This window comes from Kitasatospora phosalacinea (assembly GCF_000716545.1).
In the GTDB taxonomy this organism is placed as follows: domain Bacteria; phylum Actinomycetota; class Actinomycetes; order Streptomycetales; family Streptomycetaceae; genus Kitasatospora; species Kitasatospora phosalacinea.
This window is the reverse complement of sequence record NZ_JNWZ01000017.1, coordinates 1-18,733: the sequence shown is the minus strand read 5'-3', so window position 1 is coordinate 18,733 and position 18,733 is coordinate 1. Positions and strand designations below refer to the sequence as shown.

The following is an 18,733-nucleotide window of genomic DNA, read 5'->3' as shown; positions in this document are numbered from 1 at the left end:
ATTGACTCCGACGCCGAGCCCCCGCATCGCGGTTCTCCCGAGCGGGCACCCAGGCGGTCGGACGGGCACCCGGGCGGACGGCCGGGCGGCCGCTCAGGGGCGCCCGGCGAAGGCCCGGGCCAGCTCCCGCACCCGCGCCCGGACCGGGTCGAGCGCCGCCCCGCCGAGCACCCGGCCCAGCAGCGCGCCGACCTCGCCGAGCTCCGCCTCCCCCATCCCCTGGGCCGCGCACGTCCCGGTGCCCAGCCGGATCCCGGAGGTCTCGGCCGGCGGCGCCGGGTCGTACGGGAGGGCGCACCGGCCGAGCACCAGCCCGGCGGCGGCGCACCGGCGTTCGGCCTCCGCGCCGCTCAGCCCGAGCTCCGCGACCGAGGCGGTCACCAGGTGGGTGTCGGTGCCGCCGGTGAGCGGCGCTGCCCCGGCCCCGGCCAGCGCCTCGGCCAGCGCCCGCGCCCCGGAGACCGCCCGGCGGACGTAGCCGGTGTAGGCGGGGGTGGCGGCCTGGGCGAGGGCCACCGCCTTGGCGGCCACCTCGTTCATCGCCGCGCCGCCCTGGCTGAACGGGAACACCGCCCGGTCGATCCGGTCGGCCAGTTCCGCGGTGCACAGCAGCAGGCCGCCGCGCGGGCCGCGCAGCAGCTTGTGGGTGGTGGCCACGGTGACGTCCGCGTACGGCACCGGGGAGGGCGCGGCGCCGGCCGCGACCAGGCCCGCGGTCTGCCCGGCGGCGGCGATCAGGTAGGCGTCCACCTCGTCGGCGATCTCCCGGAAGGCGGCCCAGTCGACGTGCCGCGGGTAGGAGATGCCGCCCGCCACGATCGCCTTCGGGCGGTGCGCGCGGGCCAGTTCGCGGACTTGGTCGAGGTCGATCCGGCCGTCGTCGGCGCGCACCCCGTAGCCGTGGAAGCGGAACCAGCGGCCGGAGAAGTTGGCGCGCGAGCCGGCGCTCAGGTGGCCGCCGTGCTCCAGCGACATCGCGAGCACCGCGTCGTCCGGCCGCAGCAGGGCCGCGTAGGCCGCCAGCATCGCCGAAGTCCCGGACCTGGGTTGGACGTTGGCGTGCGGGGCGGCGAACAGTTCGCGGGCCCGGTCGATCGCCAGCAGTTCGACGGTGTCGGCGGGCGCGCAGCCGGTGTGGTACCGGTGGCCCGGGTACCCGTCGGCGTACTTGTCGGCCAGCGGGCCGGCCAGCGCGGCCAGCACGGCGGGGGTGGCCAGGCTCTCCCCGGCGAGCAGTTGCAGGCTCACCGCCCGGCGCTCGGCCTCGGCGGTGAGCAGGTCGGCGATCAGCGGGTCGGCCGCGCGCAGGGCCTCGGCGGCCTCCCGGGGGACGGATGGGGCGTCGGCGACCGTCATGGTGCGGCTCCAGGCTGCGGTGCGGGCAGGTTTTTCCAGCGTAGGTCGGCCCCCGCCGCCCGGCCCGCCCGCACACGCGGGCTTGCGCCTTTCCGGTTGCCGTCACGCCCCGAGCACGCAGTCTTCACAAATCCCCCACGGAAACTTTAGTGGAGGGCGCTCAACTCAGCGGGCCACGCCCGTCAGTGCGGTCACCACCGGGTCGAGCGCGTCGAATATCTCCTCGCCGCAGTTGCGGAACATCCCGATCGGGGCCCCGTAAGGGTCCCTCAGCTCGTCGAACTCGGGCGCGGAGGCCAGCAGCCAGCCCCGCAGGGCGGCGGCCGAACGGACCAGCGCGCGGGCGCGTTCGGTCAGCCGCGCGCCGTTCCTGGGGTCCGGCAGGGTGCCCGGGTCGACCCTTTGCACCAGACGGGTGAACTCCTTGATGGTGAAGGTGCGCAGACCCGCCGAGTGCCCCATCGAGATGACCTGCGCCCGGTGGTCCAGGGTCGCGGTCAGCACCAGGTCCGCGTCGATCACGTGCTCGTCCAGCAGCTCCCGGCCCGCGAAACCGGCGCTGTCCGCGCCGTACTCGCCGAGCACCGTCGCCGCGTGCGCCTCCATCGGGGCGCCCTCGTGGCCCCAGGTGCCGGCGCTCTCCACCACGATCCGGCGGCCGGTCCGCACGCCCAGCCGGGCGTCCAGCTCCAGCCGGGCCAGGCGCTCGGCGATCGGGGAGCGGCAGACGTTGCCGGTGCAGACGAACAGGATGCGGAAGGTGTCCAGCGGGAGCGGCCCCGGCTCCGTGAAGGAGTCCAGGGCGCTCCCCGCTCCGTACGACGTGGCGGCGGCGGTCAACTGCCGGCCTCCACGTCCGGAACGACCTCCCTCAGCTGCTCGACGCCGATCGCGCCCGCCCGCAGCACCACCGGCACCTTGCCGGTGACGTCGACGATGGTGGAGGGCGTGCCGTAGTCGGCCGTCCCGCCGTCCAGGTAGATCGACACCGCGTCGCCGAGCTGCGACTGGGCCTCGTCACAGGTGGACGGGGACGGGCCGCCGGTCTTGTTGCCGGAGGAGACCGCGAGCGGGCCGGTGGCGTTCAGCAGCTCCAGGACGACCGGGTGCAGCGGCATCCGGACCGCGACGGTGCCCCGGGTCTCGCCCAGGTCCCAGCGCAGCGACGGCTGGTGGCGGGCCACCAGGGTCAGGCCGCCCGGCCAGAACGCGTCCACCAGCTCCCAGGCCTGCTCGGAGAAGTCGGTGACCAGCCCGTGCAGCGTGGTCGGCGAGCCGACCAGCACCGGCGAGGGCATGTTCCGGCCCCGGCCCTTGGCGGCCAGCAGCGCGCCGACCGCCTCCGGGGAGAAGGCGTCCGCGGCGATCCCGTAGACGGTGTCGGTCGGCACCACCACCAGTTCCCCGCGGCGGATCGCCGTGGCGGCCTCACGCAGCCCGCTCGCGCGGTCCTGGGCGTCGGAGCAGTCGTATCGGCGGCTCATCGGAGCAATCCCCTTCCGGTGGTGTCAGTGGTACTTAACGCGAAGCAGTGCTCGAAGCGAAACACGGCGGGCCGTCGTACTGCGCCCGGTGTTCACAACGAGACCCTACGGGCCGTCGTACTGCGCCCGGTGTTCACAACGAGACCCTTCGGGCCGTCGTGAAGCGCGGCCGGTTGTTGAGGTCCCGGTGGTCGGCCGCGTCCGTCCAGCCGCCCTCCTCGCGGAAGATCCACGGGACCTGCCCGCCCTGGGTGTCCGCGTGCTCGATCACCACCGCGCCGCCGGGCCGCAGCAGTCGGGCGGCGACCCGCTCGATGCCGCGGATGGTGTCAAGCCCGTCCTCTCCGGAGAACAGCGACATCTGCGGGTCGTGGTCGCGGGCCTCGGGGGCGACGTACTCCCACTCGGTGAGCGGGATGTACGGCGGATTGCTGATCACCAGGTCGAACCGGCCGTCCCAGCCGCGGTCGTCCGCGAAGGCCAGGGTGGCGTCGCCCTGGTGCAGGTGGACCCGGGCCCGGTCGGGGCTGGCCTCGACGTTGCGCCGGGTGTAGGCGAGGGCGCCCTCGTCGAGTTCGAAGGCGTGCACGGTCGAGCGGGGCAGTTCCTGGGCCAGGGCCAGCGCGATCGCCCCGGAGCCGGTGCACAGGTCGACCACCAGCGGCTCGGCCACGTCCATCGCGCGGACCGCGTCTATCGCCCACTCGACGACCGTCTCGGTCTCCGGCCGGGGGACGAACACCCCGGGGCCGACCTCCAGTTCGAGGTAGCGGAAGAACGCCCGCCCGGTGATGTGCTGGAGCGGCTCGCGCTGCTCGCGGCGGGAGACCGCCTCCCAGTACCGGGCGTCGAAGTCGCCGTCCGGCACGGTGTGCAGCTGGCTGCGCTTCACGCCGTGGATGTGCGCCGCCAGCTCCTCCGCGTCGAAGCGCGGCGAGGGCACGCCGGCCGCGGCCAGGCGCTGGGTGGCCTGGGCCACCTCGGCGAGCAGCAGGTTCATCCCTCGGCCCCTTTTATGATCAGTTCTCCTGCGCGGCGGCCAGCTTGGCCGCGGCGTCGGCGTCCACACAGGACTGGATCACCGCGTTCAGGTCGCCGTCCAGCACCTGGTCCAGGTTGTACGACTTGAAGCCGGTGCGGTGGTCGGAGATGCGGTTCTCCGGGAAGTTGTACGTCCGGATCCGCTCGGAGCGGTCCACGGTGCGCACCTGGCTGCGGCGGGCGTCGGACGCCTCCCGCTCGGCCTCCTCCTGCGCGGCGGCCAGCAGCCGCGAACGCAGGATGCGCATCGCCTGCTCCTTGTTCTGCAGCTGGCTCTTCTCGTTCTGGCAGGACGCCACGATACCGGTCGGCAGGTGGGTGATCCGGACCGCGGAGTCGGTGGTGTTCACCGACTGCCCGCCGGGGCCCGAGGAGCGGTAGACGTCGATCCGCAGGTCGTTGGCGTGGATCTCCACCTCGACCTCCTCGGCCTCCGGGGTGACCAGCACGCCCGCGGCGGAGGTGTGGATCCGGCCCTGCGACTCGGTCGCGGGCACCCGCTGCACCCGGTGCACGCCGCCCTCGTACTTCAGCTGCGCCCAGACGCCGTGGCCCGGCTCCGGGTTGCCCTTGGTCTTGACCGCCACCGAGACGTCCTTGTAGCCGCCGAGGTCGGACTCGTTGGCGTCGATGATCTCGGTCTTCCAGCCCAGCCGCTCCGCGTAGCGCAGGTACATCCGCAGCAGGTCGCCGGCGAACAGCGCCGACTCCTCGCCGCCCTCGCCCGCCTTGACCTCCAGGATGACGTCCTTGTCGTCGTTGGGGTCGCGCGGCACCAGCAGCAGCCGCAGCTCCTCGGTCAGCTCCTCCTGCCGGGCCTCCGAAGCCTTCGCCTCCGCGATGAAGTCCGGGTCCTCGGCGGCGAATTCGCGCGCGGCGGCGATGTCCTCGCCGGCCTGCTTCCAGGCCAGGTACGTCCGGGTGATCGGGGTCAGCTCGGCGTAGCGCTTGGCCAGTTTGCGGGCGTTGGCCTGGTCGGCGTGCACCGACGGGTCGGCCAGCCTCTTCTCGAGGTCGGCGTGCTCGACGAGGAGCTCTTCGACTGCCTCGAACATCGGTCTGTCCTACTTCCGTGAGTGTGCCGCGGGGTGCTGGAGGGGAGGGCGGGGGACGCGAACGGCGCCGGCCCGGACACCCCCGTGACGAGCACGGGGACGTCCGAGACCGGCGCCGTGGAAGCGCTAGGCCTTGCCGCCGGAGAGCTTCTTGCCGAAGCGGGCCTCGAAGCGGGCCACGCGGCCACCGGTGTCGAGGATCTTCTGCTTGCCGGTGTAGAACGGGTGGCAGTTCGAGCAGACCTCGGCGCGGATCTCGCCGCTGGTCTCGGTGGAGCGGGTGGTGAACTCGTTGCCACAGGTGCAGGTCACCTTGGTGAGCACGTACTCCGGGTGAACGTTGGACTTCAAGGGATTCTCCTAGCTGATCGGGAGGGCACCGGGTCGGCGGGCTGGGCAGCCGCTCGTGAACCGGGACCGACGGACCAGTGTGCCAGCACTGCCCGCTTCTTCCCAAACCGGGAGGCGGATCCCGTTATTCCGCTCCCCCGTCCACCGCGGTCGCCCGCGCGGTGGCGCTCGCCGACGCGGACGGGGCCCCGGTCGGGATGCCGGACCAGTCCCCGGTCGCGGCGTCGGACGGGGAGGTCTGCACCGGGTTGGTCGGCTGGTCCTGGAGCACCGACTCCGGCACCGCCCCGTCGGTGCGCAGCGCCGCCCACAGCTGCTGGGCGTCCGGGGTCTTCGGGACGACCCGGTTGGGGTCGCTGACCGCGTACGCCACCGGGAGGGTGACCATGGTGAGCTGGTCGGGGCCGATCTTCTTGAGCGTCTGGGCCAGGCCGACCAGGGCGTTCACCGAGGCCAGGTCGGAGTCGGTGGTCAGCGCGCCGGTCAGCTTGTCGCCGAGCTTCCACATCGCCACCGGGTTCGAGGCCAGGCCGAGCGAGCCGATCCGCCCGAGCATCGCCCTGACCATCTCCTTCTGCAGCTCGATCCGGCCCAGGTCGCTGCCGTCGCCGATGCCGTGCCTGGTCCGGACGAAGGCGAGCGCCTGCCGGCCGCCCAGGTGGTGGCTGCCCGGGTCCAGGCGCAGCCCGCTGTCCTCGTCGTCGATCGGCACCGTGGTGGTGACGTCCACCCCGCCGATCGCGTCGATCATGGCGGCGAAGCCGGCGAAGTCCACCTCGACGAAGTGGTCCATCCGCATCCCGGTGAGCTGCTCGGCGGTCTTCACCGCGCAGGCCGGGCCGCCGACCTCGTACGCGGAGTTGAACATCGCGCTGCGGGCCGCGGCGGTCTGCTTGCCGTCGCTCCCGGTGCAGGCCGGGCGGGCGACGAGGGTGTCGCGCGGTATCGAGACCACCGAGGCGGCGGTGTGGGCCTGGTTGACGTGCACCACCATCGCGGTGTCCGAGCGGGCGCTGTCGCCGGTGTCGCCGCCGGCCAGCTCCCCGTTGGAGCCGGAGCGCGAGTCGGAGCCGAGCAGCAGCAGGTTGAACGCCCCGCCGGTGGAGGCGGGCGGCCGGGCGGTGCCCAGCTGCCCGGAGATGTCGACGCCGTGGATGTTCCCGTTCAGCTTCCAGTAGGCGACGCCGCCCAGCCCGGCACCGACCAGGACGAGGCCGGCCAGGCCGAACAGCGCGATCCGCACCCCGCGGCGGCGCGGGGTGCGTTTCCTGGTGTTCTCGGCCATGTCGCCTCTTTTCGCCCTCGATGGGACCTTTCGAGCATAAGTGACAGCCTGCTGCGGTGGTCTGCTTCCCGCTGCGGCCCGGAAAACGCGGTGGACCCCGCACCGCCTCGACGGCGGTGCGGGGTCCACGCGGTGGTGCTACCGGGGTCAGTCGCCCGAACCCGGGGTGTTCTTGGCGATCTGCATCAGGAACTCGGCGTTCGACTTGGTCTGCTTCATCTTGTCCAGCAGCAGCTCGATCGCCTGCTGCGAGTCCAGCGCGTGCAGGACCCGGCGGAGCTTCCAGGTGATGGCCAGTTCCTCGTGGCCGAGCAGGATCTCCTCCTTGCGGGTGCCGGAGGCGTCCACGTCGACGGAGGGGAAGATGCGCTTGTCCGAGAGCTTCCGGTCGAGCTTGAGCTCCATGTTGCCGGTGCCCTTGAACTCCTCGAAGATCACCTCGTCCATCCGGGAGCCGGTGTCGACCAGCGCGGTGGCGAGGATGGTCAGCGAGCCGCCGTTCTCGATGTTGCGCGCGGCGCCGAAGAACTTCTTCGGCGGGTACAGCGCGGTCGAGTCGACACCGCCGGACAGGATGCGGCCGGAGGCGGGCGCGGCCAGGTTGTAGGCGCGGCCCAGGCGGGTGATGGAGTCCAGCAGGATCACCACGTCGTGGCCCAGCTCCACCAGGCGCTTGGCGCGCTCGATGGCGAGCTCGGCGACGGTGGTGTGGTCCTCGGCCGGGCGGTCGAAGGTCGAGGAGATGACCTCGCCCTTCACCGACCGCTGCATGTCGGTGACCTCTTCCGGACGCTCGTCCACCAGGACGACCATCAGGTGGCACTCGGGGTTGTTGTGGGTGATCGCGTTGGCGATCGCCTGCATGATCATGGTCTTGCCGGTCTTCGGCGGGGCCACGATCAGACCGCGCTGGCCCTTGCCGATCGGCGACACCAGGTCGATGATCCGGGTGGTCAGCACGCCCGGGTCGGTCTCCAGGCGCAGCCGCTCCTGCGGGTACAGCGGGGTCAGCTTGCCGAACTCGGGGCGGCCGCGGCCGCTGTCCGGGTCCATGCCGTTGACGGAGTCCAGGCGCACCATGGCGTTGAACTTCTCGCGGCGCTCGCCGTCCTTCGGCTGGCGGACGGCGCCGGTGATGGCGTCGCCCTTGCGCAGGCCGTGCTTGCGGACCTGGGCCAGCGAGACGTAGACGTCGTTCTGGCCGGGCAGGTAGCCCGAGGTCCGGACGAAGGCGTAGTTGTCGAGGATGTCCAGGATGCCCGCGACCGGGATCAGGACGTCGTCGTCGCTCAGCGGGACCTCGGGGCCGCTCGTGCCCTCGAAACCGTCGCGGCGACGGCCCCGGCGGTCGCGGTAGCGGCCGCGGCGGCCGCGCCGGCCGTCGCCGAACTCGTCGTCGTCGTAACCGCCCTGCTGCTGGTGGGCGTTGCCGCCCTGCTGCTGGGCGCCGCCCTGCTGCTGGCCCTGCTGGCGGCCCTGGCCGCCGTCCTGCTGCTGGCCACCGCCCTGCTGGCGGTCGGCGCGGTCGCGCTCGCGGCGGTTGCGGCGGTCCCGGCGGGACTCGCGGATCTCGTTGTCGCTCTCGGCCGTGGAGGCCTCGGAACGCTCGGAACGCTCGGTGCGCTCGGGACGGTCGCCGCGCTCGGTGCGCTCGGTGCGCTCGGGACGGTCGCCGCGCTCGCGGCGGCCCTGGCGCTCGCGGCGCTCGGCACGGGCCTCGCCCTCGGCGGCGGCCGGGCGCTGCGCCTCGGCCTTGGCCTCGGCGGGGGCCTGCTCGGTGGCGGTGGCGGTGGCGGCGCCGGGCTCGGCGGTCGGGGCGCCGGCCGCGGCGGTGGCCCGGCGGCGCGGGCGCTCGGCCCGGGCGGTGGCGGCCGCGGTCTCCGCGGCGGCCTGCACCGGGATCTCGATCTGCGCCTGCGGCTCGGTGGCGGCGGCGGCGGCGCGGGTGCGGCGGGCCGCCCGCGGCGGAGCCGCCGGTTCGCCCTGCTCCTCGGCCGGGGCGGCCGCGGTCTCGACGGCGGGCGCGGCGGCCTTGGCGGCCTTCTTCGCGGCCGGAGCGGTGGCGCCGGAGGCGCCCGCGAGCAGCGGGTCCCCGCCGCTCTTCTCCTTGATGGCCTCGATCAGCTGGCTCTTGCGCAGCCGGCCGGTGCCGCTGATCCCGAGGGACGAGGCGAGCTTCTGGAGCTCGGCCAGCACCAGGCCGTCCAGGCCGGCGGCGGCGGTACGACGGCGTCGCGCCGGAGCCGCCGGGGCGGCCGCGTCCGACGCCTCGGCGTCCGGGCGCGCGCCCATCAGATCGGTGGTGTCGCTCACTAAGGGTCCTTCCCTGGAGCGGACGTCGGCCTGTCTGGCACGGCGACCGGTTGTGCTGTCCTGTCCAGCGTCTCTTCGCGCTGGTCAGGGGCTGGATTCCCGCGGAAGGCTGGTCCTTCCGGGGAGCTGCGAAGTGCGGTGCACTGTGGTGCGAAGCGGCGCGGACGGCCGGTTCTGATGCCGACCTCGCTGCGCCTGTCGATGCCCGGGCCCCCGTCGCGCGGCGGCGCTGCGGGCCCCGCCCGGCCGGGCCTCAGGGCTGAGGCTGGAGGTGGGTGTCCGGTGCCGTCACGGCTTCGGGATGGGCCCCATTCGCGCAGGCAGGCTGCGTACGCGGTGTGGCGAACTCCCGGAGAATCGTGCTCCCGAGCTTCCGGCCCCCGTGCGGACGGGGGAACGGGATCGGGATGCGTCGCACCGGCGCCCGGAGGGCATCTGGTGCAGCAATGAGGTTAACACTACCTACCCCCTGACACATTCCCCAGCCCTTTGCTTGTCAATCGTGTCCGTCTCACATGTCGAGCGGCAGGACGGTGGCGCCGGTGCGGTCCAGCTCCAGCCGGTGCGCCGCGAACTGCGCCCCCGCGCTGTTGACGACCTTGCCGACGTCCGCCTCGCCGGTGAGGGCGAGCACGGTCGGTCCGGCACCCGAGATGACGGCGGGGACGCCCTCGGCGCGCAGGGCGGCCACCAGGGCGGCGCTGTCCGGCATCGCGGAGGCCCGGTAGTCCTGGTGCAGGCGGTCCTCGGTGGCGGTGAGCAGCAGCTCCGGGCGGCGGGTGAGCGCCTCGACCAGCAGGGCCGCGCGGCCCGCGTTGAGCGCGGCGTCGGACAGCGGCACGGTCTTGGGGAGCAGGCCGCGGGCGGTCTCGGTGAGCACCTCGGTGGAGGGGACGAACACGACCGGCACGACCCGGTCGGAGGGGTCCAGCGTGATGGTGCGGGCAACGCCGTCCTCGGTCCAGGCGACGGTGAAGTTGCCGCGCAGGCAGGCCGCGACGTTGTCGGGGTGGCCCTCCAGCTCGGAGGCGAGGGCGAGCAGCGCGTCGTCGTCGAGCGTGGAGGCGCCGCCGATGGTGACGGCGCGGGCGGCGACGATGCCGGCGCAGATCGCGGCGGACGAGGAGCCCAGGCCGCGACCGTGCGGTATCCGGTTGGCGCAGACCACTTCGAGGCCGCGGGGCTGGCCGCCGAGCCGGTCGAAGGCGGCGCGCATCGAACGGACCACCAGGTGGCGCTCGTCGCGGGCCAGGTTCCCGGCGCCCTCGCCGGCGATGTCCACGGCCAGACCGGAGTCGGCGACCCGGACCACCACGTCGTCGTAGAGGCCCAGGGCGAGGCCGAAGGCGTCGAAGCCGGGGCCGAGGTTGGCGCTGGTCGCGGGGACGCGGACCCGGACGGCGGCGGCGCGGAACGCGGGACCGGCCATGCGGTGGACACACTCCTGAGAAGGTGGGGGGAGCCAGGCCCGGCGACGGGGCCTGCGGCGGTACTGGCGGCGGGGTCTCGAAAGGGGCGCGCAGCGTGGCGCGGCCCGCCGGGGTCAAGCGTATCGAAGAGAGGTTCCGGAGCGGTACACCCCGCTCGGCTCCGATCTTCCGTGTTGCCGCAAGCAGCGCGAAAGCGCCGGTGGGATGACCGGAAAACGGCGGCGAGCGGCCGGTCCGGAAGGGACCGGCCGCTCGCCGGATTGACGTGCGGTCAGCGCGGTCGGCGCCGTCAGTCGAGCAGGCCGAGGCGGCGGGCGGCCGTCTCGGGGTCGATCGGGACGACCTGCGGCTGCGGGGCGCCGGCCACCGCCCAGTCCGGGTCCTTGAGGCCGTTGCCGGTGACGGTGCAGACGATCCGCTGGCCGGGGTCGACCAGTCCGGCCTCGGCCTTGGCCAGCAGGCCGGCCACCGAGGCGGCGGAGGCGGGCTCGACGAAGACGCCCTCCTGCGAGGCCAACAGGCGGTAGGCGGCGAGGATCTGGCGGTCCGTCACCTTGTCGATGAGGCCGCCGGAGTCGTCCCGGGCGGCCAGCGCGTAGTCCCAGGAGGCCGGGTTGCCGATCCGGATCGCGGTGGCGATGGTCTGCGGCTTGAGCACCGGGGCGCCGTCCACGATGGGGGCCGAGCCGGAGGCCTGGAAGCCCCACATCCGGGGGGTGCGGGTGGCCAGGCCGTCCGCCGCGTACTCGCGGTAGCCCTTCCAGTAGGCGGTGATGTTGCCCGCGTTGCCGACCGGGAGGACGTGGAGGTCCGGGGCGTCGCCGAGCATGTCGACGATCTCGAAGGCGGCGGTCTTCTGGCCCTCGATGCGCACCGGGTTGACCGAGTTGACCAGGGCCACCGGGTACTTCTCGGAGAGCTCGCGGGCCAGCGTCAGGCAGTCGTCGAAGTTGCCGTCGACCTGCAGGATCTTGGCGCCGTGCACCAGCGCCTGGCCCATCTTGCCGAGGGCGATCTTGCCCTGCGGGACGAGCACGGCGGAGACCATCCCGGCCCGCACCGCGTAGGCGGCGGCGGAGGCCGAGGTGTTGCCGGTGGACGCGCAGATGACGGCCTGGGCGCCGTCCTCCTTGGCCTTGGAGATGGCCATGGTCATCCCGCGGTCCTTGAAGGAGCCGGTCGGGTTGGCGCCCTCGACCTTGAGGTAGACGTCGCAGCCGGTGCGCTCGGAGAGCACCTGGGCGGGAACGAGCGGCGTGCCGCCCTCCAGCAGGGTCACCACGGGGGTGGAGTCGGAGACCGGGAGGCGGTCGCGGTACTCCTCGATGAGGCCGCGCCACTGGTGGGTGTGGCTGCCTCGGGCGGTGCTTTCGGCAATAGCGTTCATACCCGGTTTTCCTATTCCCCTTCGACCCGCATGATGCTGGCCACGTCGCGCACGCTGTCCAGTGCGCGGAGCTTGTCGACCGTCGCCGACAGGGCGGCGTCGGTGGCGCGGTGGGTGACCACGACGAGCGCGGCGTCGCCGTCCCGGCCCTGCTGGCGCACGGTGTCGATGGAGACGCCGTGCTCGGCGAAGACCGAGGCGACCTGGGCGAGCACGCCCGCGCGGTCGTCCACGTCCAGGCTGACGTGGTAGCGGGTGACCACCTCGTCCATCGGCTTGGCGGGCAGCGCGGCGTACACCGAGTCGCCGGGGCCGGTGGAGCCGTTCAGCTTGTTGCGGCAGACCGCGACCAGGTCGCCGAGGACCGCGGAGGCGGTGGGCGAGCCGCCCGCGCCGGGGCCGTAGAACATCAGCCGGCCGGCCGCCTCGGACTCCACGAAGACCGCGTTGTACGCCTCGCGGACGGAGGCCAGCGGGTGGCTGAGCGGGATCATCGCCGGGTGGACCCGGGCGGTGACCGAGGCGCCGTCGGCGGCGCGCTCGCAGATCGCCAGCAGCTTGACCACGCAGCCCATCTGCTTGGCGGAGGCGATGTCGGCGGCGGTGACCTCGGTGATGCCCTCGCGGTAGACGTCGGCGGCGGTGACCTTGGTGTGGAAGGCGATCCCGGCCAGGATGGCGGCCTTGGCGGCGGCGTCGAAGCCCTCCACGTCGGCGGTCGGGTCGGCCTCGGCGTAGCCCAGCGCGGTGGCCTCCTCCAGCGCCTCGGAGTACCCGGCGCCGGTGGAGTCCATCTTGTCGAGGATGAAGTTGGTGGTGCCGTTGACGATGCCGAGCACCCGGTTCACCTTGTCGCCGGCCATCGACTCGCGCAGCGGGCGCAGCAGCGGGATCGCCCCGGCGACGGCGGCCTCGTAGTAGAGGTCGACGCCGGCCGCGGCGGCCGCCTCGTGCAGTTCGGCGCCGTCCTTGGCGAGCAGCGCCTTGTTGGCGGAGACGACCGAGGCGCCGGCCGCGAAGGCTTTCAGGGTCAGCGACTTGGACGGTTCGATGCCGCCCACGACCTCGATCACCACGTCGATGTCGCCGCGGCCGACCAGGGCCTCGGCGTCGGTGGTGAGCAGGTGCTCGGGGACGCCGGGGCGGGGGCGCCCGGCCCGGCGGACCGCGATGCCCGCGAGCTCGACCGGGGCGCCGATGCGCGCGGCGAGGTCGTCGGCCGTCGTCGTCATGATGCGCGCCACCTCGGAGCCCACCACACCACAGCCCAGCAACGCCACCTTCAGCGGGCGCGTACGCATCATCCGACTCCGCTCTGCATTCTCCGGTCCCCGCCGGGTGCTCCGTCGCCCCCGGGGGCTTGTCTGTCCCCACCAGTCTCCGGGACTTTCCGCACGGATCTACGGCTGGTCCACGTTCTGAGACGAAAATTTCGTCAGCCGATATCGAGACGCAGGAGATCCTCCTCCGTCTCGCGGCGGACGATCACCCGGGCCGCGCCGTCGGCGACGGCCAGCACGGGGGGCCTGGGGGCGTGGTTGTAGTTGCTCGCCATCGAGCGGCAGTAGGCGCCGGTCGCGGGCACCGCGATCAGGTCGCCGGGGGCCAGGTCGGCGGGCAGGAAGGCGTCCTTGACCACGATGTCGCCGGACTCGCAGTGCTTGCCGACCACCCGGACCAGCATCGGCGCGGCCTCGCTGGTGCGGGAGGCCAGGGCCACCGAGTACTCGGCGTCGTACAGCGCGGTGCGGATGTTGTCGGACATGCCGCCGTCCACGCTGACGTAGGTGCGCAGGCCCTCCAGCGGCTTGACGGTGCCGACCTCGTACAGCGTGAAGGCGGTGGGGCCGACGATCGCCCGGCCGGGCTCGACGCTGATCCGGGGGACGGCCAGACCGGCGGCGGCGCACTCGCGCCGGACGATCGCGTCGAGCGCGGCGGCGATCTCGGCGGGCTCGCGCGGGTCGTCCTCGGGGGTGTAGGCGATGCCGAGCCCGCCGCCCAGGTCGACCTCCGGCAGCTCGACGCCGTGCTCGTCGCGGACCTCGGCGAGCAGGCCGACCACCCGGCGGGCGGCCACCTCGAAGCCGGCGAAGTCGAAGATCTGCGAGCCGATGTGCGAGTGCAGGCCGCGCAGTTCCAGGGACGGCCGGGCCAGCACCCGGCGGACCGCCTCGGCGGCGAGCCCCCCGGAGATCGACAGGCCGAACTTCTGGTCCTCGTGCGCGGTGGCGATGAACTCGTGGGTGTGCGCCTCGACGCCGACGGTGATCCGGACCAGCACCGGCTGCCGGACGCCCTGCGCCCCGGCGATCTCCGCCAGCCGGTCGACCTCCTCGAAGGAGTCCACCACGACGTGGCCGACGCCGGCCTTCACGGCCAGCTCCAGCTCCCGCACCGACTTGTTGTTGCCGTGCAGCGCGATCCGCTCGCCCGGCATCCCGGCCGCCAGCGCCACCCGCAGCTCGCCGGCCGAGCACACGTCGACGTTCAGGCCCTCCTCGCGCAGCCAGCGCACCACCGCCTTGGACAGGAACGCCTTGCCCGCGTAGTAGACGTCGGCGCCCTCGCCGAAGGCCCCCCGCCAGGCCCGGGCCCGGGCCCGGAAGTCGGCCTCGTCCAGCACGTACGCGGGGGTGCCGAACTCGGCGGCCAGGGTGCGCACGTCGAGGCCGCCGACGGTGACCGCGCCCTCGGCGTTCCGGGCGACGGTGCGCGCCCAGACCTTGGGGTCGAGGGCGTTGAGGTCGGCCGGCGGGGCCTGGTAGTGCCCCTCGGGCAGGACGTCGCCGTGGCGGGGCCCCGCCGGGTGGGCGGATCGGCTCATCTTCAACACTTCCTCGACCTATGGCGAGGGGCGGCGACCGGTCCGCCGTGGACCGGTCCGCCGCCCCTTCGCTGCGTGCTGCGCGCTGGGGGCTTGGTGCTTACATCCGCTCGGGCGCCGAGACGCCGAGCAGTCCGAGGCCGTTGGCCAGCGTCGTGCGCGTGGCGTCGGCCAGCCAGAGCCGGGCGTGCGTGAGGTCGGTGACCTCCTCGTCGCCCTTCGGCAGGATCTGGCAGTTGTCGTAGAACCGGTGGTAGGCGCGGGCCAGTTCCTCCAGGTACGTGGCCACGTGGTGCGGCTCGCGCAGTTCGCCGGCCTTGGCCAGCACCCGCGGGAACTCGCCGAGCTGGCCGAGCAGGTCGTTCTCCCACTCGGTGTCCAGCAGCTCCGGTTTGAAGTCCGCGCTGCGGATGACGCCCTTCTCCACTGCGTTGCGCTGCACGGAGCACATCCGGGCGTGCGCGTACTGCACGTAGTAGACCGGGTTCTCCCGGGAGGTGCTGGTCACCAGGTCGATGTCGATGGTGATGGTGGAGTCGGTGGACTGCCGCACCAGCATGTAGCGGGCGGCGTCCACGCCGATCCAGTCGATCACGTCGTCGATCGTGATGATGTTGCCCGCGCGCTTGGAGAGCCGGACCTCCTTGCCGTCGCGCAGCATCTTCACGAACTGGCCGATCATCACCTCGATGTTGCGGTCCATGTCGTCGCCCGCGCAGGCCGCGATGGCCTTGAGGCGGTTGACGTAGCCGTGGTGGTCCGCGCCGAGCATGTAGACCGAGACCTCCGCGCCGCGGTCCCGCTTGCTCAGGTAGTAGGCGGCGTCGGCGGCGAAGTAGGTGGTCTCGCCGTCGGCCTTGATCAGGACGCGGTCCTTGTCGTCGCCGAAGTCGGTGGTGCGCAGCCAGATCGCGCCGTCCCGGTCGAAGACGTGGCCCTGCTCGCGCAGCCGCTCGATGGCCTTCTCGACGGCGCCGGAGTCGTGCAGCGTCCGCTCGGAGAACCAGGTGTCGAAGTGCACCCCGAACTCGGCCATCGAGCGCTGGATCTCGGCGACCATCAGCTTGAGGCCCTCGGTGCGGAACGCCTGGAGCTGCTCGTCCTCGGGCAGGTCGAGCACGCCGGGCAGGCCGTCGGTGACGGCCTTGGCGATGTCGGTGATGTACTCGCCGACGTAGCCGTCCTCGGGGACGGGCTGTCCGTTGGCGGCGGCCTTGAGCGACTTGGCGAACTTGGTGATCTGCACGCCGGCGTCGTTGAGGTAGTACTCGGTCGACACCTCGGCGCCGGTGGCCTTGAGGACGCGGGCCAGCGAGTCGCCGACGGCCGCCCAGCGGACGCCGCCGATGTGGATCGGGCCGGTCGGGTTCGCCGAGACGAACTCCAGGTTGATCTTCAGGCCCTTGAGCGCCTCGTTGCGGCCGTACGCCTCGCCCGCCTCGACGATGGTGCGCGCCAGCTCGCCCTGGGTGGCGGCGTCCAGCGTGATGTTCAGGAAGCCCGGACCGGCGATGTCGACCTTCGCGACGCCGGTGATCCCTCGCAGACGGGCGGCCAGGACCTCCGCGACGGCTCGCGGCGGCCGGCCGGCCGGCTTCGCGAGCTGGAGGGCCACGTTGGTGGCGTAGTCGCCGTGGTCCCTGTTCTTGGGCCGCTCGACCGTGACGTGCTCGGGCACGTCGACGGTCAGCTCGCCGGCCTGGACGGCGGCGCTGACGGCGGCCTGGACTGCCTGGGAGAGTTCTGCGGGTGTCACGGTGCCCAGCCTAGGCGAGACGGGGTACCCGGCCGCCACTCGGTTTGCCCGCCGCGGCGCGCGTCGCCGCTCGGGGCGTGCTTCGTGTGGCCGAACGGCGGTGCCGACCGGCACATCTCACGGGCGCGGCTCGTCCGGCCGGACGAGTTCCTGCCCCTGTTCGCCCTGAGCTGAATCGCGGGGGGACCACCCGGCCGTCTGCGCCGGGCTCCCGAAGTCGTAGGCGAACCGCCGCCCGGCCGCCGCCGCCCGCAGCCGCCGCACCAGTGCGACCAGCTCCGCCGGGTCGAAGGGCTTCGCCAGGTAGCCGTCCACCCCCACCGACTCGCCGCGCTCCAGGTCGGCCGGCGTGCAGGCGCTCACGATCGCGATCGGCAGGTGCGCGGTGTCCCGCGCGGCGCGCAGCCGGGCCGCCGTCCGCAGGCCGTCCAGCCGGGGCATCACCACGTCCAGGGTGACCACGTCCGGCGCGACCCGGCGGACCACCTCCAGGCACTCGGCACCGTCGGCGGCGGTCACCACCTCGAAGCCCTCCAGCTCCAGGTTGACCCTGATCAGTTGGCGGATCACCTCGCTGTCGTCCACCACGAGGACCCGCCCCGACGTCGCCGCCACCTCACCGAGGGTAGCCGCGCCCCGCCCCCCGCGTCCGGCCTTCGGCCACATCCGGCGACCCGCTGACAGGCCGTCGGGCGGGGCCGGAAGAACCCTGTGCAAACGCGTGCACTTTCTTTGGTAGTGTTTTCCGTGTCAGGCCGGGTCGCCCCGAAAAGCGCCCCAGGCCCCCGTAGCTCAGGGGATAGAGCACCGCCCTCCGGAGGCGGGTGCGTAGGTTCGAATCCTACCGGGGGCACTTCGCACCGAAGTGCAACAGAGGCTCAGACCAGTGGAGTTCGTCCACTGCTCTGGGCCTTCGCCGTTCCCGGGGACGACCGCGCCGCGCACGCGCGGCGGGCCCGGGCGGCGGGCCGCCGGGCCGGCCGGCGACCTGCGGCGCGACCGGAGGTCGGGCCGGCTGCACGAGTACGCCTTCGCCGTGGACGGCGCCGCCGAGGCGCTCACCGCCGAGGAGCGCGCGCACCTGCGCGCCACCGGCGAAGCCCCTGACGGGTTCCTGGCCGAGGTCGGGCGGCGGGTCGCCGAGCGGCGCGCGAAGCGCTGAACTCCCCTGCCGCCCAAGGGTTCCGGCGGGCGGAACGACCGCGGGGCGGGCCGCCGGGGTGTGGCAGGGTGACCGGGTGATGATCTCTCCCGAACAGGTCCGACTGGTCTCCGGGGCGTCCGCCCCGATCCTGCTGCTGGGCGGCGCCCCCGCGCACGGCGCGCTGCCGGTGCTGCGGGTCGTCGACGGCGCGGTGCCCGCGCTGGACGGCTGGTCGGTGTTCGCCCGCCTGACCATGTGCGTCCTGGACGGCCCCGGCGACGCCGGCTGCCTCGTCCCCACCCTGGGCGGCTCCTTCGACACCGACGGCGTCGCCCGCTGGTGCGAGGAGGTCGGACGGGCCGGCGGCGCGCTGGTGGTCTCGCTGCCCGACCCCTCGGACCTCACCGGGCAGTTGGACTGGCCGGCCCTGCTCGACGGCGGCTCGCGCGGGGGGTTCGCGCCGGCGGCGGACTGAGCGGGCTCCGGCGCCCCTGCGCGTCCCTGCGCGTCCCTGCGCGTCCCTGCCGTTCCCCGGGCCGCCGACCGGTCAGCTCGCCTCGGCGAGGAGTTCGGCGACGGTGTGGTCGAAGGCCGCGCTGTAGGAGGTGTCGTCGGTGGCGCCGCCCTGCTGGTAGCCGCCGATGACGCCGACGACCTCGCCGGTGGCGGCGTCGATGAAGGGGCCGCCGCTGGTGCCGCCGGGGAAGTCGGGGCAGTCGATGCGGCGCTGGTAGGTGTCCTGGCGGGTGGTGGTGTTGGTGCAGAGGACGGGGAGTTCGGCCCTGGCGGGGTAGCCGTAGAGCCGGACCCGGACCGTCCAGGCGGCGTCGGTGCCGAGGGGGTTGCCGCCGACGGCGTCCTCGATCTGGCGGCCGTCTCTGGGGGCGACGGCGAGGATCGCGAAGTCCTCGTCGGGGTCGCCGCCGTTGCGCCAGCCGTCGGCGGTGTAGACCTTGGTGACCTGCCAACTGCCGTACGGGGCGCGGCCGTCGCGGTAGCCGGGGACGAAGGTGGTGCCGTTCGCGCCGGAGAGGCAGTGCGCGGCGGTGAGGATCAGGTTGCGGCCGGGGCTGTCGATGACGCTGGCGGTGCAGAAGTGGTTGCCGGGGCCGGCCGGGCCCGAGAACAGGGCGCCGACCCGGCGGGATTCGGCGTTGTCGGGCGCGGTGGCGGTGACGCCGAGCGCGACGTCGGGCGGGGCGCTGGGCGGGGCCTGCAGGGTGGGTCCGGCGGCGGGGGCGGCCCGCAGCACGGCCTCGGCGGCGGCGGCGGACGGGGACGGGCTCGCGGACGGGGACGGGGAG

The 18,733-nt window shown here is 73.5% G+C and carries 17 protein-coding genes and 1 tRNA gene; 3 read left to right on the top strand and 15 right to left on the bottom strand.

Translation table 11 applies throughout. The features are described from left to right. Positions 1–93 precede the first annotated feature (93 nt). The 14 genes from OO48_RS10940 to OO48_RS10875 form a co-directional block, all read right to left on the bottom strand. Positions 94–1,356 carry a serine hydroxymethyltransferase gene (locus OO48_RS10940; protein WP_033214697.1) on the bottom strand — a complete coding sequence of 421 codons (1,263 nt, stop codon included), beginning with the start codon at positions 1,354–1,356 and terminating at the stop codon, positions 94–96. A 165-nt stretch (positions 1,357–1,521) separates the two neighbouring features. Then, positions 1,522–2,196: an arsenate reductase/protein-tyrosine-phosphatase family protein gene (locus OO48_RS10935; RefSeq protein WP_033214695.1), complete on the bottom strand. Its 675-nt coding sequence runs from the start codon at positions 2,194–2,196 to the stop codon at positions 1,522–1,524. Further along, on the bottom strand, positions 2,193–2,840 hold the full coding sequence (locus tag OO48_RS10930; protein ID WP_033214693.1) for an L-threonylcarbamoyladenylate synthase: 648 nt from the start codon (positions 2,838–2,840) through the stop codon (positions 2,193–2,195). Before OO48_RS10930 ends, OO48_RS10935 begins: the two co-directional genes overlap by 4 nt. Before the next feature lie 133 nt (positions 2,841–2,973). Then, a complete protein-coding gene (gene prmC / locus OO48_RS10925; RefSeq protein WP_033214692.1) occupies positions 2,974–3,840 on the bottom strand; it encodes a peptide chain release factor N(5)-glutamine methyltransferase in 867 nt (288 codons plus the stop codon). A gap of 19 nt (positions 3,841–3,859) precedes the next feature. Then, entirely contained in the window at positions 3,860–4,936 is a 1,077-nt protein-coding gene (gene prfA, locus OO48_RS10920; protein ID WP_033214690.1) for a peptide chain release factor 1, read from the bottom strand. 126 nt (positions 4,937–5,062) lie between these two features. Next, complete coding sequence (rpmE, locus tag OO48_RS10915; RefSeq protein WP_033214688.1) at positions 5,063–5,287, bottom strand: 50S ribosomal protein L31; 225 nt, start codon at positions 5,285–5,287, stop codon at positions 5,063–5,065. A 124-nt stretch (positions 5,288–5,411) separates the two neighbouring features. Then, positions 5,412–6,572 (bottom strand): LCP family glycopolymer transferase, encoded by a 1,161-nt coding sequence (locus OO48_RS10910; protein WP_081952042.1) that lies wholly within the window; start codon positions 6,570–6,572, stop codon positions 5,412–5,414. Between the two features lie 147 nt (positions 6,573–6,719). Next, positions 6,720–8,885, bottom strand: coding sequence for a transcription termination factor Rho (rho, locus tag OO48_RS10905; protein ID WP_033214686.1), 2,166 nt, complete (start codon positions 8,883–8,885; stop codon positions 6,720–6,722). Positions 8,886–9,396: 511 nt separating this feature from the next. Then, entirely contained in the window at positions 9,397–10,314 is a 918-nt protein-coding gene (gene thrB / locus OO48_RS10900; RefSeq protein WP_033214684.1) for a homoserine kinase, read from the bottom strand. Positions 10,315–10,604: 290 nt separating this feature from the next. Then, entirely contained in the window at positions 10,605–11,702 is a 1,098-nt protein-coding gene (gene thrC / locus OO48_RS10895; RefSeq protein ID WP_051732000.1) for a threonine synthase, read from the bottom strand. Between the two features lie 11 nt (positions 11,703–11,713). Further along, positions 11,714–13,006, bottom strand: a complete 1,293-nt coding sequence (locus OO48_RS10890; protein WP_033214682.1) for a homoserine dehydrogenase — start codon at positions 13,004–13,006, stop codon at positions 11,714–11,716. A gap of 131 nt (positions 13,007–13,137) precedes the next feature. Further along, positions 13,138–14,529 carry a diaminopimelate decarboxylase gene (gene lysA / locus OO48_RS10885; protein WP_033214680.1) on the bottom strand — a complete coding sequence of 464 codons (1,392 nt, stop codon included), beginning with the start codon at positions 14,527–14,529 and terminating at the stop codon, positions 13,138–13,140. A gap of 100 nt (positions 14,530–14,629) precedes the next feature. Continuing rightward, positions 14,630–16,285, bottom strand: a complete 1,656-nt coding sequence (gene argS / locus OO48_RS10880; protein ID WP_033214679.1) for an arginine--tRNA ligase — start codon at positions 16,283–16,285, stop codon at positions 14,630–14,632. A gap of 117 nt (positions 16,286–16,402) precedes the next feature. Beyond that, entirely contained in the window at positions 16,403–16,900 is a 498-nt protein-coding gene (locus OO48_RS10875; protein WP_245194590.1) for a response regulator, read from the bottom strand. A gap of 166 nt (positions 16,901–17,066) precedes the next feature. Between OO48_RS10875 and OO48_RS10870 the strand changes: the two genes are divergently transcribed. The 3 genes from OO48_RS10870 (at position 17,067) to OO48_RS10860 (ending at position 17,904) form a co-directional block, all read left to right on the top strand. Beyond that, positions 17,067–17,138: transfer RNA gene (locus OO48_RS10870), tRNA-Arg, on the top strand. 33 nt (positions 17,139–17,171) lie between these two features. Then, positions 17,172–17,447, top strand: coding sequence for a hypothetical protein (locus OO48_RS10865; RefSeq protein ID WP_051731999.1), 276 nt, complete (start codon positions 17,172–17,174; stop codon positions 17,445–17,447). Positions 17,448–17,526: 79 nt separating this feature from the next. Beyond that, the gene (locus tag OO48_RS10860) at positions 17,527–17,904 is read left to right on the top strand and encodes a hypothetical protein (protein ID WP_245194589.1); all 378 of its coding nucleotides are present in this window, start codon (positions 17,527–17,529) and stop codon (positions 17,902–17,904) included. Positions 17,905–17,976: 72 nt separating this feature from the next. Here OO48_RS10860 and OO48_RS10855 read toward each other — a convergent pair. After that, the coding region (locus tag OO48_RS10855) for a trypsin-like serine peptidase (protein ID WP_051731997.1) at positions 17,977–18,733 on the bottom strand (757 nt) is incomplete at its 5' end.